General features: G+C 56.6%; 25 protein-coding genes and 1 riboswitch. Of the genes, 10 read left to right on the top strand and 15 right to left on the bottom strand.

What is annotated here, in order from left to right:
* Nucleotides 1-834, bottom strand: a complete 834-nt coding sequence (locus Absy_RS09075; protein WP_048854422.1) for a DMT family transporter — start codon at nucleotides 832-834, stop codon at nucleotides 1-3.
* Nucleotides 835-1,268: 434 nt separating this feature from the next.
* On the opposite strand from Absy_RS09075, the gene Absy_RS09070 reads away from it, so the two are divergent.
* Nucleotides 1,269-1,559 carry a DUF1330 domain-containing protein gene (locus Absy_RS09070; RefSeq protein ID WP_048854421.1) on the top strand — a complete coding sequence of 97 codons (291 nt, stop codon included), beginning with the start codon at nucleotides 1,269-1,271 and terminating at the stop codon, nucleotides 1,557-1,559.
* 92 nt (nucleotides 1,560-1,651) lie between these two features.
* Here Absy_RS09070 and Absy_RS09065 read toward each other — a convergent pair whose 3' ends face one another.
* The 4 genes from Absy_RS09065 to betC all read right to left on the bottom strand — a co-directional run bounded on the left by Absy_RS09065 (nucleotide 1,652) and on the right by betC (nucleotide 8,225).
* Nucleotides 1,652-2,968, bottom strand: coding sequence for an Hsp70 family protein (locus Absy_RS09065; protein WP_048854420.1), 1,317 nt, complete (start codon nucleotides 2,966-2,968; stop codon nucleotides 1,652-1,654).
* Nucleotides 2,969-3,047: 79 nt separating this feature from the next.
* The gene (locus Absy_RS09060) at nucleotides 3,048-4,289 is read right to left on the bottom strand and encodes an MFS transporter (protein WP_048854419.1); all 1,242 of its coding nucleotides are present in this window, start codon (nucleotides 4,287-4,289) and stop codon (nucleotides 3,048-3,050) included.
* Nucleotides 4,289-6,667 (bottom strand): TonB-dependent receptor, encoded by a 2,379-nt coding sequence (locus tag Absy_RS09055; protein WP_084597047.1) that lies wholly within the window; start codon nucleotides 6,665-6,667, stop codon nucleotides 4,289-4,291. Before Absy_RS09055 ends, Absy_RS09060 begins: the two co-directional genes overlap by 1 nt.
* Before the next feature lie 7 nt (nucleotides 6,668-6,674).
* Entirely contained in the window at nucleotides 6,675-8,225 is a 1,551-nt protein-coding gene (gene betC / locus Absy_RS09050; protein ID WP_048854418.1) for a choline-sulfatase, read from the bottom strand.
* A gap of 119 nt (nucleotides 8,226-8,344) precedes the next feature.
* Here betC and Absy_RS09045 point away from each other — a divergent pair, with 119 nt between their 5' ends.
* Nucleotides 8,345-9,277, top strand: coding sequence for a LysR substrate-binding domain-containing protein (locus Absy_RS09045; protein ID WP_048854417.1), 933 nt, complete (start codon nucleotides 8,345-8,347; stop codon nucleotides 9,275-9,277).
* Between the two features lie 20 nt (nucleotides 9,278-9,297).
* On the opposite strand, the gene Absy_RS09040 is transcribed toward Absy_RS09045, so the two are convergent.
* The 5 genes from Absy_RS09040 to epsC all read right to left on the bottom strand — a co-directional run bounded on the left by Absy_RS09040 (nucleotide 9,298) and on the right by epsC (nucleotide 14,197).
* Nucleotides 9,298-9,723 (bottom strand): DUF6691 family protein, encoded by a 426-nt coding sequence (locus Absy_RS09040; protein WP_048854416.1) that lies wholly within the window; start codon nucleotides 9,721-9,723, stop codon nucleotides 9,298-9,300.
* Nucleotides 9,723-10,139, bottom strand: coding sequence for a YeeE/YedE family protein (locus tag Absy_RS09035; protein WP_048854415.1), 417 nt, complete (start codon nucleotides 10,137-10,139; stop codon nucleotides 9,723-9,725). The genes Absy_RS09040 and Absy_RS09035 overlap by 1 nt, the downstream gene beginning before the upstream one ends.
* Before the next feature lie 3 nt (nucleotides 10,140-10,142).
* Entirely contained in the window at nucleotides 10,143-11,777 is a 1,635-nt protein-coding gene (locus Absy_RS09030; protein ID WP_084597045.1) for a cysteine desulfurase, read from the bottom strand.
* Nucleotides 11,764-13,137 (bottom strand): family 2B encapsulin nanocompartment shell protein, encoded by a 1,374-nt coding sequence (locus Absy_RS09025; RefSeq protein WP_048854414.1) that lies wholly within the window; start codon nucleotides 13,135-13,137, stop codon nucleotides 11,764-11,766. Before Absy_RS09025 ends, Absy_RS09030 begins: the two co-directional genes overlap by 14 nt.
* A 247-nt stretch (nucleotides 13,138-13,384) precedes the next feature.
* Nucleotides 13,385-14,197, bottom strand: coding sequence for a serine O-acetyltransferase EpsC (gene epsC / locus Absy_RS09020; protein WP_146802622.1), 813 nt, complete (start codon nucleotides 14,195-14,197; stop codon nucleotides 13,385-13,387).
* A gap of 489 nt (nucleotides 14,198-14,686) precedes the next feature.
* Between epsC and Absy_RS09015 the strand changes: the two genes are divergently transcribed.
* From Absy_RS09015 to Absy_RS08995, 5 genes are all read left to right on the top strand, one after another.
* A complete protein-coding gene (locus tag Absy_RS09015) occupies nucleotides 14,687-15,244 on the top strand; it encodes a TetR/AcrR family transcriptional regulator (protein ID WP_048854413.1) in 558 nt (185 codons plus the stop codon).
* Nucleotides 15,245-15,334: 90 nt separating this feature from the next.
* Nucleotides 15,335-17,395 carry a squalene--hopene cyclase gene (gene shc / locus Absy_RS09010; protein ID WP_371861721.1) on the top strand — a complete coding sequence of 687 codons (2,061 nt, stop codon included), beginning with the start codon at nucleotides 15,335-15,337 and terminating at the stop codon, nucleotides 17,393-17,395.
* Nucleotides 17,396-17,604: 209 nt separating this feature from the next.
* Entirely contained in the window at nucleotides 17,605-18,156 is a 552-nt protein-coding gene (locus Absy_RS09005) for an RrF2 family transcriptional regulator (protein WP_048854410.1), read from the top strand.
* Nucleotides 18,153-19,061, top strand: a complete 909-nt coding sequence (locus tag Absy_RS09000) for an NAD-dependent epimerase/dehydratase family protein (RefSeq protein ID WP_048854409.1) — start codon at nucleotides 18,153-18,155, stop codon at nucleotides 19,059-19,061. Before Absy_RS09005 ends, Absy_RS09000 begins: the two co-directional genes overlap by 4 nt.
* A 77-nt stretch (nucleotides 19,062-19,138) precedes the next feature.
* Nucleotides 19,139-20,077, top strand: coding sequence for a LysR family transcriptional regulator (locus tag Absy_RS08995; protein ID WP_048854408.1), 939 nt, complete (start codon nucleotides 19,139-19,141; stop codon nucleotides 20,075-20,077).
* A gap of 133 nt (nucleotides 20,078-20,210) precedes the next feature.
* Here the strand turns inward: Absy_RS08995 and Absy_RS08990 are convergent, their stop codons facing one another.
* Both Absy_RS08990 and Absy_RS08985 read right to left on the bottom strand, forming a co-directional pair.
* The gene (locus Absy_RS08990; protein ID WP_048854407.1) at nucleotides 20,211-20,624 is read right to left on the bottom strand and encodes a CrcB family protein; all 414 of its coding nucleotides are present in this window, start codon (nucleotides 20,622-20,624) and stop codon (nucleotides 20,211-20,213) included.
* Between the two features lie 2 nt (nucleotides 20,625-20,626).
* The gene (locus tag Absy_RS08985) at nucleotides 20,627-21,517 is read right to left on the bottom strand and encodes a universal stress protein (protein WP_245614789.1); all 891 of its coding nucleotides are present in this window, start codon (nucleotides 21,515-21,517) and stop codon (nucleotides 20,627-20,629) included.
* A 103-nt stretch (nucleotides 21,518-21,620) separates the two neighbouring features.
* Nucleotides 21,621-21,700: riboswitch (Fluoride riboswitch) on the bottom strand.
* 106 nt (nucleotides 21,701-21,806) lie between these two features.
* On the opposite strand from Absy_RS08985, the gene Absy_RS08980 reads away from it, so the two are divergent.
* Together Absy_RS08980 and Absy_RS08975 are read left to right on the top strand one after the other, a co-directional pair.
* Nucleotides 21,807-22,400 carry a PadR family transcriptional regulator gene (locus Absy_RS08980; RefSeq protein WP_048854405.1) on the top strand — a complete coding sequence of 198 codons (594 nt, stop codon included), beginning with the start codon at nucleotides 21,807-21,809 and terminating at the stop codon, nucleotides 22,398-22,400.
* A 56-nt stretch (nucleotides 22,401-22,456) separates the two neighbouring features.
* Nucleotides 22,457-23,242, top strand: coding sequence for a siderophore-interacting protein (locus Absy_RS08975; protein ID WP_048854404.1), 786 nt, complete (start codon nucleotides 22,457-22,459; stop codon nucleotides 23,240-23,242).
* Nucleotides 23,243-23,281: 39 nt separating this feature from the next.
* Here the strand turns inward: Absy_RS08975 and Absy_RS08970 are convergent, their stop codons facing one another.
* Together Absy_RS08970 and Absy_RS08965 are read right to left on the bottom strand one after the other, a co-directional pair.
* Nucleotides 23,282-23,950 (bottom strand): HD-GYP domain-containing protein, encoded by a 669-nt coding sequence (locus Absy_RS08970; protein ID WP_048854403.1) that lies wholly within the window; start codon nucleotides 23,948-23,950, stop codon nucleotides 23,282-23,284.
* A gap of 330 nt (nucleotides 23,951-24,280) precedes the next feature.
* Nucleotides 24,281-25,648: a GGDEF domain-containing protein gene (locus Absy_RS08965; protein ID WP_048854402.1), complete on the bottom strand. Its 1,368-nt coding sequence runs from the start codon at nucleotides 25,646-25,648 to the stop codon at nucleotides 24,281-24,283.
* A gap of 266 nt (nucleotides 25,649-25,914) precedes the next feature.
* On the opposite strand from Absy_RS08965, the gene Absy_RS08960 reads away from it, so the two are divergent.
* Nucleotides 25,915-26,514: a YceI family protein gene (locus Absy_RS08960; protein ID WP_084597043.1), complete on the top strand. Its 600-nt coding sequence runs from the start codon at nucleotides 25,915-25,917 to the stop codon at nucleotides 26,512-26,514.
* Between the two features lie 46 nt (nucleotides 26,515-26,560).
* Here Absy_RS08960 and Absy_RS08955 read toward each other — a convergent pair whose 3' ends face one another.
* Nucleotides 26,561-26,980, bottom strand: coding sequence for a hypothetical protein (locus Absy_RS08955; protein ID WP_048854401.1), 420 nt, complete (start codon nucleotides 26,978-26,980; stop codon nucleotides 26,561-26,563).
* Between the last annotated feature and the right edge of the window lie 19 nt (nucleotides 26,981-26,999).

Genomic DNA, 26,999 nt, shown 5'->3' with positions numbered 1-26,999 from the left:
TCAGGCTAACCGCAGGACCATGGCCCCCATTGCAATCACACAGGCGCCAAGGATGCGGCGTCTGCTGACTGTCTCGTGCAGGATGAAGACAGAAATTAACGTGACAAACAGGATCGATGTCTCCCGCAGGGCAGCAACAACGGCAATGGGGGCGTATGTCATGGCCCATAAGGCCAGACCGTAGGAGACAATGGTGCTGGCGCCACCAATAATTCCATAAGACCAGTTTTTAAGCGCATAACGCCCTATTCTGGCGGGGTTCCGCACCACGGACCACCCCAGAAGCGGCAGGCCCGTAAGCAGGAAAATCCATAAGGTGTAAGCAGCGGGGGCATGGGAGAGGCGTACCCCCATGCCATCAACCAGTGTGTAACTGGCGATAATGGCCGCAATGAGCAAAGAGAGTATAACCCCCGATCTTTGCGAGCGGGAGTGAAGGGTGGTCATGCACAGAATGCCCACACAGATCACACACACACCCAGCCACGCCGCAGGGGGGAGAACTTCTTTTTGGATAAACAGGTTGAGTACGGCAACCAGCAAAGGTGCTCCACCGCGCATGATCGGGTAGGCCTGCCCAATATCCACAATGTGGTACACCCGCGCAACAAGCGTATAATACACAACCTGCAACACGGCAGAGAGCACAATATACGGCCAGCTTGCAGCCAGTGGCGCGGGCAGAAAAGGCAGAAGCACCACAGCCAGTAATGTGGCGGATGCGGTAACAAGCGTTGTGGTTAAAAACTTGTCCGGTGCACTTTTAACCAGAGTATTCCAAAGCGCATGGAGTAATGCAGCAAACAGAATAACGGAAAACAGGAATATGCTCATGGCTTTATCTTGTTATGCTCCAAACGGGCGGGAGCAACGTCTGTTGCAGGGTAGTGCTGGGTGCCTGAGCGGTTGAGAGCTTTCCCCCGGTCAGGGGTGTGGCAATGCAGATTTATGGGAGCGGTAATGCAAAACATGCGGCCCGTTCCGTAAAGTTGAGCAGGGGGGATGCTCGGCCTCATATCCACGCAAACCGCCATGACAGACAGGCTATCTCCAATTCGTTTATGTAACGGTATCGTATTGAAGGCGTTTGCTGTAGCGAATAAATCTAATAGTAACCATCAGCTTAAATGATACGGTGTAAAAATGATCGTGAGCTGGGTTGCGGCCTCTGCCGAGATGGATAGACTGAAAATCTGGAACGACGGCCCTAATACCGGATACCCCCAGAAGTGCTGTTGTATCCAAATTTATCAGGAGAGTAGAAGATTATGAGCGCATACGTTGTTTTTACGCGTGAGAGCACTGAGGACAGTGCGGAGCTGGATACGTATATGAACACGGTCGCTCCGACCTTTGAAGGGCATCCAATAAAGTTTCTGGCGCTGTATGGTCAGTTGGACAAGCTGGAAGGTAACGGGCCGGAGGGGATTGTTATTCTTGAATTCCCCACAATGCAGGCCGCACGCACATGGTACGACAGCCCAGCCTATCAGGCGGTTGCTGCGCACCGGCACAAGGGTGCTACCTACCGCGTAACGATTGTAGAAGGGCAGCCATAAAAGCTCTGGGCTGGCGTGTGCGCCGTATGTGCACACGCCACACATGTCACAGTTAGCCGCCCCATAAGGCCATGCAGCGCCTATGGGGCGTGTTATGCCCCGGCGAGTGCCAGCCCTTCGGCAACGGAGACAAACTCTCCCCCCAGTTCCACGCGATCTTCCCCAAAGCGGTTGGTAAACAGGTTGCGCACGGCGGGCACAAAGGACGTGCCACCTGTTAGAAAAACGCGGTCAATCTGGGCTGGCTCAAGTTCTGCTTCGCTTAACGCTGCGTCTATGCCCGCACCCAGTCGGGCAATATCGGGGGCAATCCAGCGTTCAAAATCCATGCGCGAGATGGTTGTGGCAATCTCCAGCCCCGGTTGTGAGAATGACAGATCCGCCGTTGCCTGAGAGGACAAGGCGCGTTTGGTCGCAGAAACAGCGTTGTAAAGTTCCTGCCCCCGTTGTTCGCGGATGAGTTCGATCAGGTTTTTCAGCTTGTCCGGTTCGGATGCAGTGCGGGCCACATCTGCTATTTCGTTCAGAATACGCGGTGTACGCATGAGCGAGAGCCGGTGCCAGCGGGCAAGGGCATGGTACCACTCAATTGGCACGGGCAGTGGTTCGCCCCCCATAATACGGAATGTGCAGTCACGCCCCAGATAAGGGGCAACAACATGGTCAATAATGCGGAAGTCAAACTGGTCTCCGGCCAGGCCAACGCCTGCGTGGCCGAGTGGCTGCGTGGCGTTGGGGCTGGCTGGGTCAAACCGCACAACCGAAAAGTCACTGGTGCCACCACCAAAGTCTCCGACCAGTACGGTTGCGGGGTGGTTCAGCCGTTGCATAAAGCGCCAGCCCGCGGCCTCTGGCTCCATCATGACCGACACATCCGCAAAGCCTGCCTGGGCGAATGCTGCACGCAGGCGGGTTTCCCCCAGTGCATCATCTGCATTGTCCCCTACAAAATGCACAGGCCGCCCAACCGTAACATGGCACTGTGCGGGGGAAAGACCACCAAGCGTCATGAGTTCGCGCAGGAAGGTGGCAATCAGGCTTTCCAGCGACAGGCGCTGGCCGAACACCTGTGTCTCGCGGAAGCTGGCCTGAGCCAGATAGGACTTCATGGACATGATCAGCCGCGTTTCGGCCGGGTCATCCATATGGGCTTCAATGGCGTAAGCCCCCACGGCACGCTGGGCAATACGCCTGCCTCCTTCCTCCTCCTGCCATAAGGCCAGCAATGTGCGGCAGGTTTCGCTCTTGCCTCCTTCGGGAGTGGGGAAGAGGATGGTCTGGATCGTATGATCGGGCCGGGCAATGACAATCACACTATTGGTGGTGCCAAAATCAATGCCGATACGGATGGGGGTGGGTAAAGAGGTCATCACCGGCGGAAAATAGAACCCGGCTGCCGTGCTGTCCATGCCCTGCGTGCGGATATGTGGCGGAGGGTATAGTCAGCCCCGCCAGTTGTTCTGCCGGTTGTTATGGTGGGACCGGGCGTTATGCAGGTTCGGTTGGCTGACCTGGTAGCGTGGCACGTTCTGGCAAAGGAGGCCCATCCTTGGTGGGGCTGGCAGGAGCGGGTGGAACAACCCCCTGCTGGTTCTGGTATGTTGCCATGAGTGTGGAAAGGGCCGCGCAAATGCACAGCACAAGGCTGAACAGGCCGGTCCACAGGTACAGCCCGTCGTTCTGGGTGGCGCTGGCAAACAGGGTTGTGGCCGCTTGGGAGAACATCCACGCGCCACCTGCTCGGGCTGCCAGTTTGCCGGATGGGTCCACAAGGCAGGCCAGCCCCACAAGACTGGGGTAGATAAAAAACCATAGGGCGTAGTTGAATATAAACGCGGTGCAGAACAGCAGGCGGGTGGGCGGGCAGGCCTGAAGCACGCACACGCCACCAATCAGCACAATGGCGGGGACCAGCAGCGGGCTTGTGCTGTGCCTGTGGCTACGCAGGGCCGTTACAAGGCAGACCACCAGTCCTACAATATTGGCTATGGCCGATAAAATACCAAAAGAGGTGGTCTGCAACCCAACGGCGGCTCCGATCCGTTCTGTAAAAGGCCATACGGCCAAACTGCCGCCAGTATAAAACAGTACGGCCAGTAGGGCCCATAAACTGGCATCTGGTGTGGGGGAGCCGCCGGAGGGTGGATGAGGGGATACGGGAGTGGCATCCGCCGTATCGGGCAAAAAAACCATGGCGGGGAGCAGGAGCAGCACAAGACCTGCCAGTGCGGCAAAAACCCCTTTTTGCCCCGCCAGTGTGGCTGCATGGGGTAGAAAAATGCTGGCAATGCTAAACACAACAGTTTGCACCACCATAACAAAAGAGAGCACAAACACTGGCTTGCCCAGCCTGCTGGCGCCAATGTTGACCACCGCATTCAAGGCCCCCAGACTGCTACCGGACAACACGCGCAGGAGCAGCAAAGCCCCCATACCTGTGGCAAAGGCAGACCCGGCCTGAGCAATGACCAGACCCACTGTGGCGGACAGGGCAAGGCTGCGCAAACGGACCTTGGGGGATAAAGGGGCTATGCTGGTCATGGCGGTTGCGTAGGCCAGCATTTCCACGCAGCTCCATAATCCAGCCTGCATAATGCTCAGGTGCCCGTTGCGCACCAGTTCCCCCACGGCAAATGGGCCAAGCGAGTTCATGCTATGGGCGGCGCAGTCCACGGCGCTGATAGCTACCAGTACATAAAGCCCGGCCCGGTTGTGCAGCGCCCGTGCCATTACAGGGACCGCATGACTTCAAAACCAAAAGCTCGCAGGTCCCCCGGATAGCGGCTGATATTACGGTTAAAAAATTCGCCAAAAGCGTTGGTGTAAGTCATCTGGTTGGTTACGTTATGCAGCCAGAAAGCCACTTCCATTTTTTCGTCCACTGAGTGCCAGGCAACGCGCACATTGCCCGTAATAACCGGATTTTGCGAAAAAGACTGCCGCACCAGAGCCTGCATCTGCGGGGATGCGAGAAACGCAGCGGGGGTTGTGGCGTGTGCGTCCGACCATGCCTGAAAACGATAGCGGCTTGTGTAGCGCCAGTCTGTCTGCACCGTAAAATCCCCAAAGGAGACAGGGATTTTATAGCTGAGTAAAAAATTGGCCGTTACGCGGGGCGCGCGCTCCAGTGGCTGGCCAGAAAGGTTGACCGGGTTCCCTCCGTTAAAGGGCGTAGGGGCACTGGCGTTTTTAAAATTGGTGTAGTGTGCATCCTGGTAGGAAACCCCAAAGGAGCCAAACAGGTTGGGGAGCGGGCGGATCTGCCCTTCAAATTCAAAACCGTTGGAGACCGCCTGTGCTGCATTGGTGGTGTGGGTGCCGGTGTTTTGCAGAATAGTCACCTGCATATTGTTATAGTCATAATGAAAACCGGACAGGTTAAGCTGGGCTTTTCCACCCCAGATGCGGGCTTTGACCCCACCTTCATAATCCGTCAGCTCTTCGGGGTTGTACAGGCTAAAGTCGGATGTGGTGGCAACGTAAGTGTTGTAATTGCCTGTCCGGAACCCGCGGGCATAACGCAGGTAGCCAATAACACCGGGAGCAAAGCGGTATTTAAGGCTTGCGTCCTCGCTATCCTTGTTAAAAGTCTTGTGCAGCGGAGGGCCGCTCATGGCCTGCCCGGTGGTGGGGTCTATAAAGGTATTTGTGTTGGTGTTGATGTAGGTAACAGCCCGGTCCCCTGTATAATAGGGGTTGGATGGGTCTGTATTGTAAGCCCATGCCTCGCCATTGGCGCTTCTGGTCTCCGAGGTAAAGCGCCCGCCAATGTCCAGCGTCAGGCGTGGGGCAAGGTCGAAGGAAAGGGCGGAAAAAACCGCTGCGTCCTGCGTGTTGATGTTGAAGCTGGAGGCATTGCCCCCCACTCCAAAATCCGTGGGGCTATAAAGGGGCTGCTGGCTATAGGACTGTGTGAGGTTACGCATGTAATACACCCCGCCCACATAACGGATTTTTTTGTTCTGTGGAGAAACGACCCGGAATTCGTTGCTTAAAACACGCGCAACACCCCCAATGTTTTCCTGATAATCAATGGGGGCCGGGCTTGCATCATCATCAGAAAAAACGTTGAAGTGGTTCCATTCCAGCGCAAAAATATCGGCCAGACTCCACCCGTTGGCAAAATCATATTTGGCATTAACGGACAGGCCGGAACGCCGGGTTGTGGCATCCGTGCGTCCGTTATTCTGAATGTTGCGTACGGAGGTCTGGGCATATCCCTGCGCATCCGTGCCGCCATCCAGCAGACCAACATGGTCAATGGGCACCATGGTCTTGTTCCGCCCCAGATGGGCTTTGACAAGGATGGACAGATTTTCTACCGGTTTGGCAAGGATCTGCCCGCGCATATCGTAATACTGGTAGCCCCCTGTCGGGTTTTTGTGGGTGCCATTGTAGTACTGTCCGTCATAATCACGGTTGACTATGGCAAAGCGGGCCATCAGCTTATCTTTGATCAGTGGCCCCCCCAAAGCACCTTCTTCCCCCCATAGGCCATAATTCCCTGCTGTGCCGCGCACGTAACCATCGAGTTTGTTGGTCGGCTTTTTTGTATAGTAGGAGACCATGCCCGCCGTTGTGTTCTTGCCCTGCAAGGTACCCTGTGGGCCACGGAAAACCTCCACATGGTCAAGGTCATAAATCGGCACGCCCTGCGATGCGCCACTATCGAGGAACACATCATCCTCAGAAACGCCGACAGCCGTTGTCATGTTGGCCGAAAAGTCGTTGGTGCCAATGCCGCGCAATCTGTAGCGTGGATTGGCTGAGCCTGATGTTGTTTCGGCCATCAGGCCGGGTACATCGCGCGCAAGGGTCAGGGCATCGCGCACGCCGGTTGTTTGCAGGGTTTTACCACTGAGTGCAACAATGGAAGCCGGTGTGTTGTTGGCGGCCTGCGCGCGTTTGTTGGAGCGGACGGTTATTTCCTCCAGCTTGCCACTTGCCTGCCTGGGGGCTGCGGGTGGGGTAGCGGCCCGTTGGGGAGTGGTTCTGGCGTGCTGCTGGGGTTTGGGTTGGGGCTGTTCGGTGGCGCTGGCTGCGTAAACCGTGCTGGTTGAGAGTACCAGAGCAAAGGTAACGCGGTGGGTAATGGGAGCAAAAACCATGGCTGTTCTATCCGTTCCTCGGGTAGGGCAGGCGGGCTTCGGCCTCAAGCTGCTCCAGAGGTTTGTGATTTCTGATGTATTGGCGGTGGGCATTGGCAGGGGGCTGGTAGTCCCATGGCGTACAGCGCCCCGTAGCCAGTGCCCGTTTGACCAGAGCGCGCCTTTGCTGGCTGGCCAGCACGCTGCTGTGCAGGGTATTCAGGTTCCACCGGCTCTGGACTTCGTTTAAAAACGCGGCTTCTGTCTGTGCGTGTTCAGGCTGGCCTGCCAGATTGCGGGTTTCATCCGCATCTTGCTGCACATCATACAGTTGGTTGGGGTCTTCGGGGGTGTGTACGAACTTCCATCGGCCCCGGCGGATCATAACCGTGGGGGCAAAGGTGCCTTCGCCAAGGTATTCACCAAAAATTTCGTCCTGTTCAAGCGGGTTACCCAGCAGGCAGGCACTCAGGTCCCGGCCATGGGTCTGGGGGGCGGCGGGGGCATGGGCCAGTGCGCACAGTGTTTCCCCCACATCGGCCAGACTCACGGCCTGCGTAATGCGGTGGGGTGTCTGCTGCCCGGGCAGGGCAATAATAAGGGGGATACGGCACGCGCCCTCGCGGAACGACATTTTGTACCATTGCCCATGTTCTCCCAGCATTTCTCCATGATCGCTGGTAAAAACAACGGCTGTGGTTTTGTCCAACCCGGTTTCCGCCAGTGTGTCCAGTAACTGCCTGAGCTGGTGGTCTACGTAAGAAATGGCACCGTAATAGGCGCGGCGGGCGCGTAGTATATCCGCATCGGTTGGAGGCGCGGCGTTAATGCCGCAGGCCTCGCGGATGCGCAGTTCGGCAGGGTGCGTGGGGCAGGGTGCCGCCACACGGGGGAGCGGTATGGGGGTGTTTTCGTATAGATCCCACCATTGGGGGGTAATGTTGAACGGGTCGTGGGGGTGGGTAAAAGACGTAACAAGGCAGAACGGCCGCTGTGGCTGACCCGCCTGTGTGCTGGCGCGGGCTAGGTCGTAGAGTTTGCGCCGTGTGGCAAAAGCCACTTCCTCATCAAAATCAAGCTGGTTACTGCGGAGCACCGGGCCTGCATTCAGCACGGAATCCATGGAATGGTACCAGTCTGGCCGTCCGGTCCGGTTGGTCCAGTCGGGTACCCATGTAAAATCGGCCGGGTAGATGTCTGTTGTCAGCCGTTCTTCAAACCCGTGGAGCTGGTCTGCGCCGACAAAGTGCATTTTGCCTGCCAGAATGGTCTGGTAGCCAGCAAGGCGCAGGCGATGGCCAAATGTTGGTATATCTGCGTGCCATTCGCAGCCATTGTCATACACATGGTTGTGGGAGGGGAGCAGGCCGGTCATCAGCGCGCTGCGTGCCGGGCCGCACAGGGGGCTTGGGGTGTAGGCATTGGCAAAAACCGTGCCGCTTCTGGCCAGTTTGCTGAGTGTTGGCACCTTGACAACGGACGGGTCCCGCCCACCCAGAAGTGCAGGCAGGACGCTCGCTGTAAGCTGGTCGGCCACAACAACCAGAAAATTTGGAGGCAACCCGGACCGTTTGCGCATAACGTGAATTATCCCTCGCCACAAAACAACACTATGTTAATCGTTATTTTTTATATAAACACATAAAATACGTTGATTGTGATGTATGTTCATACTTATTCGTGGTATAAGCTGACGTTATGACACCCAACCAGATCGAGTATCTGCTCCGTTCCCTGCGCATTCTGGAAACCGTTGGCAGGCGCGGCAGTTTTAGTGCTGCGGCCACAGAACTGGGGATGACGCAACCTGCAATAAGTCAGCAGATTGCACAGTTGGAGAGTGTTCTGGGGTTAACGCTGTTCAGGCGTTTGCACAGGGGGGTTAGCCCGAGCGATGCCGGGCAGATCCTGCACACCGCAGCAGCGGATGTGCTGGCCAGAATCCATACCGCCATGAAGGCCGTAAACGCCAGCATCCAGCAAAAAAACCTGACCGTTCTGACCGACTACGGGTTTGCGGCCAACTGGTTACTGCCGCGCCTGTCCGATTTTGAGAACCGCTACCCTGAACTGGACTTGTGCCTGTTAACAACACAGGCACGCCAGACCGGTGTTGCAAACGATCCAGCGGATGTGTCCATTCTGTTTGGTAAAGACCCAGACCCGGCAGGCTGTGATTCCACCTTGCTGTTTGCGGAGGAAGTCTACCCCATATGCAGCCCCCGCTATCTGGCGGATATGGGGCCTCTTGCTGGCGTAACCGATTTTGCCCGCGCCCGCCTGCTGGATCTGGATAGTCCAGCCCAGCACTGGTTTACGTGGGAGGACTGGTTCCGGCTTGCAGGGCAGGGAACACGCCCCGTCATCAGGACCAGAAATTCCAGATTGTTTGGGAATTACCCGTTGCTGTTGCAGGCTATTTTGCAAGGGCAGGGCATTGGTCTGGGGTGGCGACCATTAATAGACGATTATTTGCAAAGTGGGCAGATTGTGCTGGCGTGGCCACAACCCATTCGTAGTGAGCGTGGTTATTTTTTGTCCATCAACCCGGATAAAAAAAACATGGCGGCGGCGTTCCGGCAGTGGTTGCAGGGGCAGGTGCGCTCCAGCCCGTTTGCCGCCAGAGCGTAATCGGGTGGCAGAACCGGCTACTATGGGGCCGGTGGTGCGGGCGGGCTTATCCGGCGCACGGCCAGCCACCCCAGAGCAATGCAGCCGACCAGCACTACGGATTTAAGGCCATCCAGCCCAAGCAGAACAAGGGCCGGACCGGGGCATACGCCACTTAACCCCCACCCCACCCCAAAAAGAATGGACCCGATGAGGAGCCGCCCATCCGGTGGCCAGCGGCGGGGCCAGTGCAATGCCTGCCCCGCAAGAGTATGGCCTTTGCGGCGCAACACCCAAAAACCGGGCAGGGTTATGGCAACGGCACCTCCCATAACGCCAGCCAGAATGGGGTTCCACTGGCCTGTAACATCCAAAAAACCCAGAACGTTGGCAGGGTCCGCCATGCCCGAAATCCATAACCCGCTGCCAAATAACAGCCCGCAAAGACCCGCAATGAGCAGATGCATTATGCCCCCTCCACCAGATGGGAGATATAGACCGTTGCCGCCGCAACACTCATGAACACAGCCACGGCAATAAGCGAGCGACCCGACCTGTTGCCCAGACCACAAACGCCATGCCCGCTTGTGCAGCCATTGGCCAGCGCCGTACCTGCACCAATGAGCAGGCCAGACAGAACCAGACGCAACCAGCCTGTGTGCACAAACTGTTCAGGCACACCCGCGCCGTACAGGCGTACCAGCAGCCCCGTGGCAACCACCCCGCCCAGTACACCCCAGCGCCACCGGTGCGTAGGGTGTTGCAGGGCATTGCCCAGAATACCGCTTACGCCCAGAATACGCCCCTCCAGCGCCATAAGCAGTACGGCGGCTGTGCCAATAAGCACGCCGCCGCCTAACGCTGCCAGCCATGCTGTGGTCATGGCCTAATGCACCAGTTGTTCAAGGGCTGCGACAAGTGCATCCACATCCTCAAAACTGTTATATAAACCAAAGGAGGCCCGGACCGTTGCTTCCACCCCAAAACGGCGCAACGCGGGTTGGGCACAATGGTGGCCCGATCGCGCGGCAATGCCCTGCCGGTCAAGGTGTTTGGCAACATCGGTCACTGTGTGTCCTTCCACAATAAAGGAGAGCACGCTGGCCTTGGCCTGTGCTGTTCCAATAATCCGCAAACCGGGAATACGTGCGAACTGCTGTGTTGCATAGTCCAGCAAGGCATGTTCGTGGGCGGCAATGGCGGGCAGCCCAATGCTTTGCAGGTAGTCCACTGCGGCACCCAGCCCAACAGCGCCAGCTATATCTGGTGTGCCCGCCTCAAATTTTTCGGGCAGGCCCTGGAACTGCGTATGGGCAAAGGTTACATCGCGGATCATATGCCCTCCCCCTTGCCATGGTGGCATGGCCTCCAGCAGACGGCGCTTGCCATACAGAATGCCAATGCCCGTAGGACCATAAATCTTATGGCCCGAGAGCACCAGAAAATCAGCATCCAGTGCGGCAACATTCAGAGGAAGATGGGGAGAGGACTGTGCAGCATCCACCAGTACCGGCACCCCTGCTGCGTGCGAGAGGGCGATAATCTGTTCAACCGGGTTAATGGTGCCCAGCGCATTGGCAACGTGGGTGACAGACACAAGTTTGGTGCGGCCAGAAAGCAGGGCTGCAAAGTGGTCCAGCAGTAGCTCCCCCCGGTCATTGACCGGAGCGACCTTGAGCACCGCTCCGGTTTGCTGGGCCAGCAGTTGCCACGGTACAATATTGGCATGGTGCTCTATGGTGGTGATCAGAATTTCATCACCAGCGCCAATGTTGGCGCGGCCATAGCTTTGCGCCACAAGGTTTATGGCCTCGGTTGTACCGCGGACAAACACAATTTCCGCAGCTTCACGCGCGCCAATAAAGCGCCTTAGTTTTTCACGCGCTCCTTCAAACGCATCGGTTGCGCGCGCTGCCAGTGTGTGGGCTGCACGGTGGATGTTGGAATTATCGTGCTCATAAAAAGCGGAGGTTGCCTCAATCACCGCGCGTGGTTTCTGGGTAGTGGCGGCGTTATCCAGCCAGATCAGCTTATGCCCGTTGACCCTTTGGTGCAGGATGGGAAAATCCGCCTGAATGCTGCTCAGGTCATAACCACCCACCGGACTGCGCGCGCCATGCTGTGGCAGGGACGTTGCGGGGGCGGCATGGTGCAAAAAGTAAGGTACGCTGTGCTGGGGTGCCAAAGCGGCGGCGTGTAGTGCTGGGGGGAGTTCCGGTGCCGGTATGCCGGTAGAGGGAAGGGTGAATGTGCCGCTAAAAAAGGGGGATGTTGCCGGTTGCTCCCAGGCATGGGCCTGTGTGCTCCCCTGCTGTTGAGAAACGGGGTGTTTGGACCAGACGGGTTCGTAAGTGGAGGCATCTGCGCCAGAGGCAAAAGGGTAGGGAGCATTCTGCTCCTGCGGGGCAGGACGTGGCGCGGCAGATGCCGCCCCATGCCCCAGCACATCCTTAAAAGCCTGTTCAACCGCGCGCTGGCTGCTCAGACCTTCGGGATCTGCAAAAGTATCAGGTATAGTCATAATAGCTCCCGATCTGCACGTTATCGAGCCGCGCAATGGCATCTTCCACCAGAACCGCGGCGGAGAAGTACCGTGTAATCAGGTGCGATGCCACGGAATGTTGGTCCGTGCCGCTGTACCGGACAGACAGCCCCGGTTCGACCTCGCCCGTAATTCCCGTATTGTGCAGGCCCACAACGCCCTGCTCTTCCTCTCCAACCCGCAGGAGCAGAATACTGGTGCGCCCATCTGGCGTAACCGGAATTTTGTCTGATGGAACAAGGGGGATACCCCGCCAGGTAATAAAGGGCGAACCAAACAGGTTAATGGTTGGCGGTGGCACGCCACGGCGCGTGGCCTCACGCCCAAAAGCTGCAATCGCTTTGGGGTGTGCAAGGAAAAACCCGGGTTTTTTCCAGACTTTTGTCAGGAGTTCATCCAGATCATCCGGGGTTGGGGGGCCGCTACGTGTGGGCACGCGCTGGGCTATGGCGGTTTCGTTCAGTAATCCGAACTCGGGGTTGTTGAGCAATTCCCATTCTTCCCGCTCCCGAATAACGTCAATAACAACACGCACCTGTTCGCGCAGCTGGTCAAATTCGTTGCTATAAAGGTCTGTAATGCGCGTATGGGTGCGCAGAACGGTCTGAATGGAATGAATATAATATTCGCGTGGATGGTCCTGATAATCCACAAAAGTGGTTGGCAGTTTGGGCTCCCCGTCCACACTGGACAGGACCTGAATGGCGGCCTCGCCATACTGGTTGGCTTCTGGCGGGTTGCCCGGTGCGCCGGAGGCAAAAGCTGCTTGTAGCCATGGGGTGCGTGTAATGTCTGCCGGTGCCAGGGTGAGCAGGGTTGTGGCACCAACGGCCTGCAAATCCTTGGTTCCGTATGTGGCGGTCACCACAAAATGCTGGCCGGGTCCGGCAAACAGATGCCTTACGGCCCGCCCGCCCGTGCTTTCCTCCTGCTGGCGCACACTGCCGGAGGCAACAAGGGCCAATGTACCTTCGGGGAGGGTAAAGGTTGTGCCATCAGCTTGTGTCTGCTTGGCAAACTTGCTGGCAAGTTCGCCAAGCTGTGCATCTGTTGCACCGGAAAGTTCCGGCAATGCTCGCAGGCTTTCTGGCACAGGCTGGGTATTATTCCCTTCCCCTGTAAACAGTACACCTCCAAAACGGGAGGAGATAAGCCGCCGCCGGTTAACACGGAAAACACCCCCGCCAACATTCACCCAAGGGAGCAGCAGGTGCAGCCAGCGTGGGCTGCGCTCCAGATTTTGCACGCGGGTAACGTGGGCGGTGGACAGTTGGCGAGCAGACAGGTTGCGGTCAAGCGCAGATGCGCTAACCGTATGAACAGACTGTTTTTCAGTCACGGTTAATACTCTTTCGGATAGTTGGAATATTTGAAGATGGAATAATGTCAGAAATAATTTTTCCGAGCGTTATGGCCCGATCAACATCGATTTGTAAAAAGCATATGAGAATACATGGTCATGCTCCCATTTTTTACGAATCAGCAGTTCTGATTCGGTTTGTCCGTTCAGCCTAGCACCCGCAAAAGAGAGGTCAACAATAAACATATAATTTTTGTTGATTATTTTATATCACAAAAAATTATCGTTAAATAAAATAGTCAATGGATGGAAACGTGAGGTCCATTGTTAAAACAGGCCAACTGGCATGGCTGTTTACGTAGCGGGCCGGGTTGCCTGCAACAGCGGTAAAGGGACTGACCGATTTAACAACAACAGCTCCCGCACCAATTTTAGCGCCTTCTCCAACTTCTATGGGACCAAGGATCTGTGCCCCCGGGCCAACCAGTGTGCCTTGGCGCAGGGTGGGGTGCCGTTTGCCCGTATGCTTGCCCGTACCGCCCAGAGTCACATCGGACATAAGGGTTACATCGTTTTCAATCAGTGTGGTTTCACCAATAACAATGCCGCTTCCGGGGCCAAGGATAAGCCTGTCGCCTATTGTGGCAGCGGGGTGCACATCAATTCCCATAACTTCTGCAATGCGGCTTTGCAGGTGGCGGGCGGAAAATGGCTGGTTGTTCTTCCATAAAATATGGGCGAGCCGATAACCCTGTGTGGCCTGAAAACCCTTGCTATATAAAAAGGGCGTTATGTATTGCTGGTCTGCTCCACCCCTTTTGGCATAAGTGTGCAGATCCTGCGCAGCAGAGGCCAGAAGGGAAGGGTTCTGTTGCAAAATACTCTTGAAAAGAAAAAATAAAACAGAAAATGGAGTGCTTGTGTCCCCCAGTTTTTCGGCTAGCAGATGTGCCAGCCGCCCGTGTGCTTCAAGCGGGTATGGTGGTGCCGTAGGCGTTATTTTCCATTCTTTTTCCAAACCTTGCCAGACATCATCTGTAAAAGAATGGCTGGGTCTGCTTTGATCAGCCTGTTGCTGGAACAGCATCGTATCCGACAAGATGCCTTCCTCCACACAATACACAATACGGAATTATAAATTGTAAAATACGTTTTATTCTGGTGTGTTTTTGTTCCCTACAGAACAAAAAGCGCCGGACCATAAGTTTATGGAGTTCTTGCGTGCCAGAACTTACGCATATGCCGTGTGGGCCAGACTGGTCAGCCGCACGGTGCGTGTGGTCAACATCGGGCACTTTGGAATATGTGTTTGTGGGGTCTCATCAAAACACAGTCACACCTTGGTTTGCCGCCCCTAGTGATCTGGACGTGTGAATGAATTTAGCGGGTATTTTCTGTGTGTCAACATAAATACAAAACATATCGGTATTTAATTATAAAAACACTAAATTAAATAGTTGTATTGTGTCTGGGGCCAGAACCTGCTCGTTCCTCCCAGTTATGGATGACACGCCGGGGCTTGAAAAAGAGTGTGTATCCTGTTTAATTCCATCCGGACGGAATTAAACAGGACCTAAGGCGACAACGCATGGCGCGCCCCAGAACCATAGACCGCGAAAAAGTGCTGGCCTGCGCGGAGCAGCTTGTACAGCGCAATGGTGCCACAGCCCTTACGCTGGATGCCGTTGCGCGCGAAGCGGGGATTACAAAAGGCGGGCTGCAATACTGTTTTGGCAGCAAGGATGACCTGATTGCCGCATTGATCGAGCGCTGGATTGTGGTGTTTGACACGCAGGTGGCACAGTGCCGCGGCACGGATACGGGGCCACTCAGCCTTGTGCGCGCATATGTGCAGGCCTGTAGCCGGATCGATAGTGCGGCCCGTGCGCGTATGGTGGGGATGCTTGTTACTCTGCTTCAGTCCCCCCGGCATCTGGCGCGGATCAAGGGGTGGTACGCGCGGCTGTTGGGGTATGCGGATGGTCATGCCGTGGAAGCACGGCAGATACGCACAATGATTTTTGCCGCCGAAGGGGCTTTTTTTCTAAGAAGTTTCGGTTTTGTCGATATGCAGGATGCCGAGTGGAAAACCGTTTTTGCGGATATTCAAAATCTGGCTTTACCCACACAGGCCGGTGCCACATAAGCGCTGGGCCTGTGTGAATATATTGTGATAGTGCGTTGAGCCATTCACAGATGAATACGATCTCTCACCTCTAGCAAAGTGAAGGCGGCCGTGTCTGCTATAGAGTCCTCTCCCCCCCCCGCTACTACGCCCACGCTTTTCAAAGGTATGGGCAACAGTCTGGCCCATACGGTGGCCGCAGCCTGTGACTGGCTGATAGGGGAGCAAAAAGCCGACGGGCATTGGGTTGGACCCGTTGCGTCCAACGCCTCCATGGAGGCGGAATGGTGTCTGGCGCTGTGGTATCTGGGGCTGGAGGACCATCCGCTTCGCCCACGTCTGGGGAATGCCCTGCTGGAAATGCAGCGCGAGGATGGGTCTTGGGGTACCTACTGGGGTGCCGGGAATGGAGATATCAACGCAACGGTGGAAGCCTATGCAGCTCTGCGCTCGCTCGGCTACCCGGAGGATACGCCAGCCCTGAGCAAGGCGTGCGCGTGGATTATGCGTATGGGCGGGTTGCGGAATGTACGCGTTTTTACCCGCTACTGGCTGGCGCTGATCGGGGAGTGGCCGTGGGAGCAGACCCCCAACCTGCCGCCAGAGGTGATCTGGTTCCCCAATAAATTTGTTTTTTCCATCTATAATTTTGCACAATGGGCACGGGCTACTCTGGTGCCGCTGGCTATTCTGTCCGCCCGCAGACCAAGCCGCCCCCTGCGGCCGCAGGACCGGCTGGATGCGCTGTTCCCCGGTGGGCGTGAGAATTTTGATTACGTTCTGCCCAAAAAGGACGGGGTGGACCTGTGGTCCAGTTTCTTCCGCACCACGGACCGGGGGCTGCACTGGCTCCAGACCAGGTTCCTCAAACGCAACACTGTGCGTGAGGCGGCAATCCGCCATATGCTGGAGTGGATTATCCGCCATCAGGATGCCGATGGCGGATGGGGTGGGATTCAACCTCCATGGGTCTATGGGCTAATGGCCCTGCATGGGGAGGATTACCAGTTCCACCACCCTGTTATGGCCAAAGCCCTCGCCGCACTGGACGATCCGGGCTGGCGGCAGGACCGGGGGGATGCTTCGTGGGTGCAGGCCACCAACAGCCCGGTGTGGGACACGATGCTGGCCATTATGGCCCTGCATGATGCCAAGGCCGAGGAACGCTACACACCCCAGATGAACAAGGCACTCGACTGGCTTCTGGCCCGGCAGGTGCGCGTAAAGGGTGACTGGTCGATTAAACTGCCAGAGGTGGAACCGGGCGGCTGGGCGTTTGAATACGCAAACGACCGTTACCCGGATACGGACGATACGGCAGTGGCGCTTATTGCGCTCTCTTCCTGCCGCCACCGCGAGGAATGGAAGCAGAAAGGGGTGGAAGCCGCCATTCTGCGTGGCGTAAACTGGCTGATCGCCATGCAGAGCACCTGCGGCGGCTGGGGCGCGTTTGATAAGGATAACAACCGTAGCCTTCTGTCCAAAATTCCATTCTGTGATTTTGGCGAAGCTCTGGACCCGCCATCGGTCGATGTAACAGCCCATGTGCTGGAAGCCTTTGGCCTGCTCGGTCTTTCCCCGCAAACGCCAGCCATCCAGCGTGGGCTGGCCTACATTCGTGCGGAGCAGGAAGCCTCGGGCGCATGGTTTGGGCGGTGGGGTGTAAATTACCTTTATGGCACAGGGGCCGTGCTGCCAGCCCTTGCCGCCATTGGCGAGGATATGACCCAGCCTTACATAACCCGTGCGTGTGACTGGCTGGTGGCCCACCAGCAGGAGGACGGCGGCTGGGGCGAAAGCTGTGCATCCTACATGGATATTGCCTCCATTGGCCGTGGGACCACCACACCCTCGCAGACTGCATGGGCGCTTATGGGCCTGATTGCGGTGAACCGGAAGCAGGACCACGAGGCCATAGCACGCGGCTGCCGCTATCTGATTGACCGGCAGGAAAGCGATGGAAGCTGGACGGAGCTGGAATTCACGGGGACGGGCTTCCCCGGTTATGGGGTGGGGCAGACCATTAAGCTCGATGACCCAGCGGTCGCCAAGCGCCTGCAGCAGGGGGCGGAACTCTCCCGCGCCTTTATGCTGCGGTATGATCTGTACCGACAGTTCTTCCCGCTTATGGCGCTCAGCCGGGCAGCCCGGATTATTTCGTTCGAGCAGTAAGGAATAGTATCAGCGGGCCGGAGCAACCTCGTCAGGTGCTCTGGCCCGCAGGCATATGGTTCTCTGGCATGGGTTGGTCACGCGGGATGCCGCAAGCTGTCCGTTTGTTCCGTTCCATGAACAGCTCTGTTCCAAAGATGCTCCTTTAGCCGCCAGATGGCGGTTTTTTTTGGCTTGCGAATCAAAACGCGGACTAATATGATCCGCGTATGGCACTTTATGGCGCAAGTACGGAATATGTTTTGCACAGCCTGCTCTGGCTGGTTGCCCATCCCGGCCCTGTAAGCAGTCTGGATCTGGCGGATATGCAGGGAATTCCCGCAGCATTTATGGCCAAGTTGCTTCCCCGGTTGGAAAAAGCCGGAATTCTTGTGGCGGTAGAAGGGTTGCGCGGGGGCTACCAACTGGCCCGTCCAGCGGAGCAGGTGAGTGTGCTGGACGTTGTGGATGCTGTAGAAGGGCGCAAAACCCTGTTTAATTGCCAGCAAATTCGGGGGCGTTGCGCCCTGTTTGGCACCGCGCCACCCGGTTGGGCGGAGCGGGGAGTATGCAGTATCCATGCCGCCATGTTGCGTGCGGAACAGACCATGCGGGCCGAACTTGCACAAACATCCTTGGCAGATCTGGCACAAACCGTGCGCACCAAAGCTCCCCCCCCTTTTTGGAGCGAGGCACAGGCATGGTTTGATGCGCGCGCCCGTACGCGCAAAACCGGCAAGGTCAGGCAAAAAAAGCGGCCTGTGGAAGATAAACTGGCATGAAAATTCTGGTTGCTGGCGCAAGCGGCGCATTGGGGCACCCCCTGCTGGTGCAGTTGCTTCAGGCAGGGCATCAGGTCTGGGGTATGGCGCAGCGGGCGCAAAGTCTGAAGAGTATAAAAAACCTTGGTGCTACCCCGGTGCAGGGGAATGCGTTGGACCGAACTGGCGTTTTTGCCATGATGGCTCAACTGCGCCCTGATTGTGTGGTGGACCAGTTGACATCGCTCCCCGCCAGTCCATTAGACCTGCCACAGCGTTTGCCCGCCGACCGGGTATTGCGCCTGCAGGGGGGCGGTCATCTGTTTGATGCGGCAGTAGCGTGTGGCGTGGGGCGCTACATTCAGCAGTCATGTGGCTTTTACCTGAACGGCAACGGGGGGTTGGCAGGGGAGGAGGCTCCGCTTGCCATAGCCGCACCGGGCCATATTGGGGAGAGTGCGCGGATGTACGCCGCGTTGGAAAAACGGGTTATGGGCACACCCACCATACAGGCCACGGTACTCCGTTACGGATTTTTTTATGGGCCGCGCACATGGTACTGGCCCGATGGAGCTTTTACAGACCTGATGCGGCAACGGACCATGCCCCTGATCGGGGGCGGGGAAGGCGTGTTTTCCTTTATTCACGTGGACGATGCAGCAAGGGCGACTGTATCCGCCCTTGCTGCGCCGGGCGGTGTGTACAACGTGGTGGATGACCAGCCTGTGGCGTTGCGTGTATGGTTGCCCGCTTACGCCCGGTGGGTTGGCGCACCCGCTCCGCCTTCCGTGGCGGTGCAGGTCGCCTTGGAGCAGGCAGGGGTGGAGAGTGTTTACTACCAGACCCGCCTGAGTGGCGCCACAAACGGGAAGGCCCGGCGCATTCTGGGGCTGGAAGCGTGCAGGCAGCCATGGATGCCACGGTAACTCTGGTGGCTGGGCATGGCTCCATGCCGGGATTATGGGTATAAAGCAGCATCTGAGGTAAGTGCGGGGCCAAAAACATGCGACTACCCGATTTGGAAGCATGGGCCATTTTTGCAAAAGTGGCGGAGTTTGGTTCCTTCGCGCGGGCAGCGGAGGATGTGCAGCTTTCCAAACCCACCGTTTCCAAGGCTGTTGGGCGGCTGGAGCAGGCTCTTGGTGTGGCGCTGTTCCACCGGAATTCCCGCCATCTGTCGCTAACGGAAACTGGGCGCGATTTACTTGGCCATGCCAACCGTATTCTGGTTGAGGCTGAAGCCGCCGAGGCCGAGGCCCGTGGCGGGCGGCAACGTCCTTCTGGTCGGGTGCGGGTGGCTGCTCCCATGACCTTTGGCATCCGCCATCTGGCTCCTGTACTGCCGGAGTTTATGCAGCGTTACCCGGATGTAGACCTGTCCATAGATTTTAGCGATGCCGTGGTCGATCTGGTCGCCGATGGGTACGATGTGGCGTTGCGCATTGCCGCTCTGGCCGATTCATCCCTGCGGGCACGGAGCCTGTGCACGTTCAAGCTGCTTCTGGTTGCATCGCCACAATGGCTGGACCAGCACGGTCGCCCCACGCACCCGCGGGAGCTGGAGGCGCAAAAAGGCTTTGTTTATACCAACATGGCAGCGCCGGGCATGGTCCGGCTTACGCATGCAACAACAGGCAAAGAATGTGTCATTACCCAGAGTGCACGGTTCTGGGCTGATAATTCAGAGGCCTTTCTACCCTGCCTGGAGGCTGGTCTGGGGTATGGGGTGTTCCCCGAATTTATGGTCTGGGATGGCCTGCGTGATGGACGGCTGGAGCGTATTTTGCCCCAGTGGAGTGCGGCTTCCATTACCCTCTACCTTGTTACGCCAGCAAGCCCACTCCGCCCTATGCGGGTTACGGCCCTGCTGGATTATCTGGCCAAAGCTTTTGAGCGCCCGCCCTGGGCGCTGGACCAAAACCAGCATAGTAGTGCGCCATAACAGATTGGTATGGGCAATATGGGACAATGCAATTTTCTGCCCTGCACGGTATGCCCTTGTGTGAGTACGACATGCTCACGCTACGCGTTTTACGCAGAAAGTTGGTGAGTGCCCTATGCAAGAGGTGCAGAAGCTAGCTTTCGCCTCCATTAACGGTATTGATGGCCTGTGCCGCCAGATAACCCGCCGTAACGCTGAGCATACAAAGCCCTACAGACAGGCCAATGTTCAGCATGGCTCGCCCCGGTGCGCCATTTTTTAAAAGATCAAGTGTTTGTAAGCTAAAGGAGGAAAAAGTGGTGTATCCTCCGCATAATCCGACCATAAAAACCAGTCTGCCGGTTTCTGATACGGGCAGGCGGCCACCTGCTGCGGTCAGGGTGCCAAAAAAAGCAATGGCAAAAGAGCCTGTAACATTGATCAGAATAGTACCCCAGGGCAGCATTTGCCCCCAGCGCAGGGTGGCCAGTCCAACCCAGTAGCGCAGTAGCGTGCCCGCGGCACCAGCAAGGCCAATAAGGAGAGATGGCGTAATATTGGCAAGCATGGTCAGTCATGTTCTCCAGTTAGGGGGCTGTGTTCATGGTGGGTCAGGATCGGCCATATGCCGTGGCGCAGCATATGATGGGTTGGGCCATCAAGCAGCCATTCAATAAACTGTGGTCGCCCGTAAGCTCCCATAATCAACAGATCCGCGCCTGCGCGTTGGGCGTGGGCGCTAATCTGTTCCCCCACGTTTTGGTCTGCCAGCGTAAACCGGTCCACATTGACCGCTACACCACTGGCCCGCAGGTCCGCTACCCATGCGGGTTCAGGTATTACGGTGGACTGGCTCTGCCCTATCAGCACCGTGACCTGCCGGGCCGTGCGGAGCAGGGGCAGCGCACTCTGTAGGGCACGGGTCAGGGAGGGGTTATCCTGCCATGCAACAACAGGGTGCTGGCCCAGAGTAGCCTGCGGGTGCAGGGGTGGCAGCAGTACGGTTGCCTGTGCATCATACAAAGCGCCGGTAAAAGCCTGTTCCGTACTGTGTGGTGGTGTGGTGCCCGGGCGCGGGAGGATGACAAGGTCCACCTTGGCTGCGGCATTTGCAACAAGGGTTCGTATATCTCCCGCAGGTTCCAGCCAGTGGAGGCGGGGCTGGTCTGTGGTGGGGAGAGTTGCTGCCCAGTCTGCAAAAATCTGGTGTATGGCTTTGGCACGGGTTGCAACTGTATGGGCAAACCGTGCTTGTTGCGCGGGGTCTGGCAACCCTTCATCCGGGCTTTGAAAGTCCGGATCAACCGCCAGTTTGGGGTGCATGGCATAAATTTCTGCAATGCCAGTGCGCAGGCTTAACTGCCGCGCTGTATCCAGCGTAAGGGCCGCAGTCTGTGGGTGGTCAAGAACAGCAAGAATGCGCATGGGTGCGGCTCCGGCCAGCAGGGTATGCGGCGGCACGGTCAAGCCGGGGCATACCACGTGTTGTGGGGGTGTTGCATTGTGCCTGTTTACACATTGGACGCATAACGTTGGACGGACTCCTCCCTCGCGCATGAGTGTTTGCGGGGTAGGAATCATCAGCCAACAGGGCGGTTCGATTTTGGTTACCAAAATCCGGCAGAGTCCATTGCCACCCTCAGTATGCGAAGAGAGCTGTGGCCAAGTCAATCCTCCCTATGGCGAGTAGATTAAAAAACATATCCCGATATATCTTGACTTACGATATATCGGGACTTATATCGGAATTATGAAACATAGAAACAAACACGCAGGCGGTCGTAACCGCCACCAGTTTTTTGCTCCAGAAGGTCTGCCGGGTATGGGGCGGGGTGGGCACCACCATGGCCGGGGTGGCGGTGGCCGACGGGGCGGGCGGCATCGTCTGTTTGATTATGGGGAGATGCGCCTGCTGGTTTTGAGCCTGATTGGCGAAAATCCAACATATGGTTACGAACTGATCAAAACCATCGAGGATAAGTTTGCAGGCAGTTACACCCCCAGCCCCGGTGTGATTTACCCCACGCTGACATGGCTGGAAGAGGCAGGCCACATCCGCCCTACGGAAAATGACGGGCGCAAAACCTACCATATAACACCAGAAGGGCAGGCTTATCTGACCGCCAACCGTGCCGGGTTGGACGAAATTCTGGCCCGCGCAGCAAGTGCCCCCACACAGGAGCGGGGCGGGCGGCGTAATGCACCGGTGCCCGTGGTGCGGGCGATGGAAAACCTCAAGACTGCCCTGCGCCTGAAGCTGCGTAACGGAGGGTTGGACCCGCAGACGGAAGAAAAAATAGCCGCGCTGCTGGACGATGCCGCAAGGGCAATTGAACAGGTTTAAGCAGCATTCGGGCACAAGGCCCGGATGCTCCAACAAATACCAAGGAGCAGAGCAGAATGCTAAAGGATGAGAAAGGGCTCCTCTGGCCCAATGCCCCAACGGTTGAGCGCATACGCCACGAACTGCGCAGGCGTAGCGTGCGTGTGGCATCCGTTGAGCACCTTGGCCCGCATATGATCCGTATCACTCTGAGCGGTCCGGAACTGGCGGGTTTTGCCAGTGTTTCGCCAGATGATCATATCAAAATTTTCATTCCCGGGCCGGATGGGCGGGAGGTGCGCAGGGATTACACACCCCGGTTCCATAATGCGGATGCAGGCACGCTTGTGCTGGATTTTGTTAACCACTCCGGAGGTCCCGCCGCGACATGGGCGCGTGCTGCCAGAGTGGGGGACAGGCTGGATATTGGCGGGCCAAAAGGTTCCCAGATTATAACAGGGCAGATCGACCATTGGCTCCTTGTGGGGGACGAAACCGCCTTGCCCGCCATTGGACGCAGGGTGGAGGCTCTTCCCCCGCACGCACAGGTTACAACTCTTGTGGCTGTACCCGGTCCCGCGGATGAGCAGGTTTTTGCAACCCATGCCCGGCATAATGCCCATTGGGTGCACCGCCCTCTGGCTCAGGCGGATCAGGCGCAGGCTGTTCTGGCCGCGCTGGCGCAACAGCCCATACCGGTTGGGACATTTGTGTGGGTGGGGGCGGAGGCCCATGTGGCCAAAGCGTTGCGCCACCACCTGCTGGTGGAGCGGGCTGTGCCTGCCCAGTGGGTCAAGGCATCAGGCTATTGGGTCAAAGGGCAGGCTGACGCATCCGTGCGTGATGTGGAGCAGATGAGTTAAGTATTTGGCCGGGTTAAAGCCCAGCCAACCTGTACCTAGTTAGTTTGTGTGCATTCCCGGTGGGGGTGCGTTGCCACCGTTCTGCCACGCGTAGTCTGCCAGCCATACATTCAGCAGTTCATCCAGATGGTCTGCGCATAGAAGAGCCAGTTTGGGTTCGAATGCGCGCCCGGCTTCCTGCTGCAAAATTTTTCCAACGGCTTCGGGCGTCCAGGAATGCTTGTAGTTCCGCTTGGACAGGCAGGCATCAATTGTATCCGCAATGGAGACAACCTGCACCCATAGCGGAATATGTTGGCCTTTTAAGCCAAGTGGGTAGCCGGTGCCGTCCCACCGTTCATGGTGGAGCAGGGCCGCATCCATGACTTCGCGCGGGAAGCTGTGTTTGTACCATTGCAGCACACCAAGCCCCAGCAGGGGGTGCTTGCGAATGACGTTTCTTTCCTCCGGGGTCAGGGCGCGGGGGGCGTGCAGAATATCGCGCCCTGTCAGCACCTTGCCTGTATCGTGGAGTTCTCCGGCCAGTTGAATAATGTCCGGGTCCAGCCCCAGTTCTGCCAACTGGTTAATCCGTGCAGCCAGTAACCCGACGCGACGACCATGCCCGTTCTGGATATTGCTCACACCCTTGATAAAATCCTTATGGGGGAGTGAGGGTGGGGGAAGCGTTCCGGCATCCCACATGGAGGCGGTGGTACAGTCAGGCATACATAATGTACTCTTGGAGCGTGGAAGTGATTTATTCAGATTTTGTTGGTCTATTTTATAATCAATAAAATTTGGCGTAAACTCAGAAAAAAATTTATTACCAAGAAAACATGGCTTTGCTGCACTGCAATTGTTGCAATGCCAGAAAGGTATTGCTGACCAGCGTACAAAAACCTTTGGTAAGGGAAGGTCTTAAAATTGTTTTATATCAAAGGGCTGAGTAGGTTTGGGCATGATGTAAAACAGTTTTGTAACGGCAACGGCCCATTCCGCATGGCGTGGGAGTGTTCCCTCCCATTATTGATTTATTCGTAATATTAGGCAGTTTGTTCAAAGAACCGCGTGTGTGCTGACAATGCGATTGCGGCCATTGTTCTTGGCTTTGTACAGAGCCTCATCCGCCTGATGGATGAGCAGGCGGCTGTTTGTTTCCCCTTCAAAAGCGGCAACACCACCAGAAATGGTCACACTGACCTGATCATTGGAAGAGAGCGTAAGCGATTGTTCTGCCAGTGTCCGGCGAATACGCTCCGCACAGGCCAGCGCCTCTTCCGCTGTGGTTTCGGTCAGCACAATCAGGAACTCCTCCCCACCATAACGGAAAATAAAGTCATTGGCGCGCACAACGGAGGCAATGATTTCCGCTACAAAGCACAGCACTTCATCCCCGACCAGATGGCCATGCCGGTCGTTGATCTTTTTAAAATAATCAATGTCCAGAATAACTAGGCTAAAGGGTTTGTCGTGCGTCAGGGCAAAGGTGATCTCGTTCTGGATCACCACTTCAAGGAACCTGCGGTTAAAGACCTTGGTTAACGGATCACGCCCGTTTTCCACTTCCTCCAGATGCCGGAAGACGCGGCTGAGCAGGAAGGTCAGGTTGGTAATGGCTTTATGGAGTTCTGTGGGGAATTCCGCCGGAATAATCCCGCTTTTACGAATGGCGGTAATCTTGTTGTCCAGGTCAAGTGTTTTGCTCTGGATTTCAATGGATTCATGCGTTCCCTTGAACAGGCTCATCCCCTTGTGGGTCAGCCACAGGCCAAATTCGGATTCAGCAATGGTCGGCAGGTCTGCGGCATGGCCTTTGCACAGGCAAAAAAAGGCCTGCGTGCTCCAGCTGGAGAACGTGCTGATCTGTGTTTCTTTTTCGTAAGCAATATTGTGGCCGAGGGAGACAAGGCGGAATGCCTCGTCACTTTCAACTTTTTTGCGGAAGTTGATGTCGTAAGCCTTGATCATGAACTTGAAGGCAAAATCCATCATACTATGCAGGTAAACAATGGCGGCTATAATATCATCTTTATTGGATGTTGTGGATTTTATGGAAGTAATGAGTGCCTGCTTTATAATATACATTCCATAGACAACAATGTCGGTTGGAATTTCCAGCCGGGCATGGACTGCACCAACACGGCACTGGAGTTCGCTCAGCGCTTCCGCCTGATCGGCCTCGGTGGAAAACAGGCTTTGAATCCACGCAAGAAGCTGAGGCCGCATTTTGACCTCTACCGTTTCCTTTTCCAAAAAAATGGCAGCGCGTTCATGGTGGAACAGGGCCTTGTAAAACAGGTCCACGCAATGGGCACCGGAGTCCTGTACCACAGTGCGTAAAATGTGGCGGATATGGACCGGGGTGTTGTTAATTGTCTCCTTCATCTGGTTCAGGGGAGAGAGGGTGATGAATTCGGGAGACATATTTTAATAGAACCCTTTGATAACAATATACAAAATAAGATACGGCAGAGATGGTCAAAACACGGGGCGCCAACCATACCAGAGTGGCGGGTTATAGTATAATACGAACCGTGATTGTCATACAAAGGGCTCCATACAATTTGGTGCGGCGGCCATGTTCTGCACAGCCGTGTGAGCCATGGCAGCTTTTTGCATGTCCACCCGTTAACACGGGCAAAGCTGCGCCCGATATGGTGGGAGGCAGCGATTGGGGAGGAAGAATGTTCATGCGTATTGCCAAAACTGTTCTGCTTTTATGCACCGCATGGGTGGGGGCTGGCCTGTATGGTACGGTGGTGCAGGCAGCGCCACAGCATGTGGTGCTGGGGCCTGCCAATACGCAGGCGCGCCTGTATGCCAAAACAGCGGTGACCAACATTGATGGCAGTTTTGCAAAAGTAGCGGGCACTCTGACATATGACCCCGAAGACCAAAGCTGCTCGGTTGATTTGAACATGGCCGTGGACTCTCTGGATGTCGGCTCTGCCGTGCTCAAGACCATCATGCTGTCAGGGATCATGCTGGACGGAGACAGCCACCCCACCATGCACTTTGTGGGCACGTGCAAACCCACCATCCGTCAGGGCAAGGCGCATACTCTGCTGGTCGGCCAGCTAACCATGCGTGGGCAGACCCACCCGCTGACCTTTGATGTTGCCATGCACTTTACAGGCAATACTCTGACCCAGATCCAAAGTGATGCCACGTTTGACCAGCGGGAATGGGGGGTAAGCACCCTGCTCCATTCGGTAGACCCTATGGTGCGCACGCAAACGGTTATTGACCTGTCTTCTCCGTCCCCCACGGACCACAAGGCACCGCACTAACCATGGGGTGTGTGCCGGTAACGGGCGCTGGCCGCAGGAGGGAGGGTTAAGAATGGCCGGGCTGTGCGGCATCCATGCGATGTTGTGGGGGTAACAGGGGTAGAATACGGTAGTATGCGTCTGCTTCCGTCTCATCCTCCGCAATGCCAAGCCAGTGGGGTTTGCGCCGGGTCATCCACCCCAGCATATGGGCGCTGGCTGTGCGGCACAGGCTAAAGTCTTCTGCCAGCAGGGCAATTCCCAGTGGGAGCATCCATAAGCCCAGAACGGGCAGGAAGGAGAACAGCCCCCCCGCAATCAACCCAACGCCAGTTGGCAGGCGGAGCCATTTTTGCCGTGGTTCGCGGAGCCAGAACAGCCAGCCTCTTGTTTTTTCTGGCAGGCGGACAAGGAGCAGGGCCATGCGGCGCTGGCGTAAATGCTCGGCAGAAAGGGTGGTTGGGGTGCTGTTCCGTCTATCGGTCATAGCGATCATATGGGGTGCG

It is taken from the genome of Acetobacter syzygii (genome assembly GCF_000964225.1).
GTDB classification, from domain to species: domain Bacteria; phylum Pseudomonadota; class Alphaproteobacteria; order Acetobacterales; family Acetobacteraceae; genus Acetobacter; species Acetobacter syzygii.
Note: the sequence above shows the minus strand (reverse complement) of the source record. Positions and strands in the feature narration are given on the sequence as shown.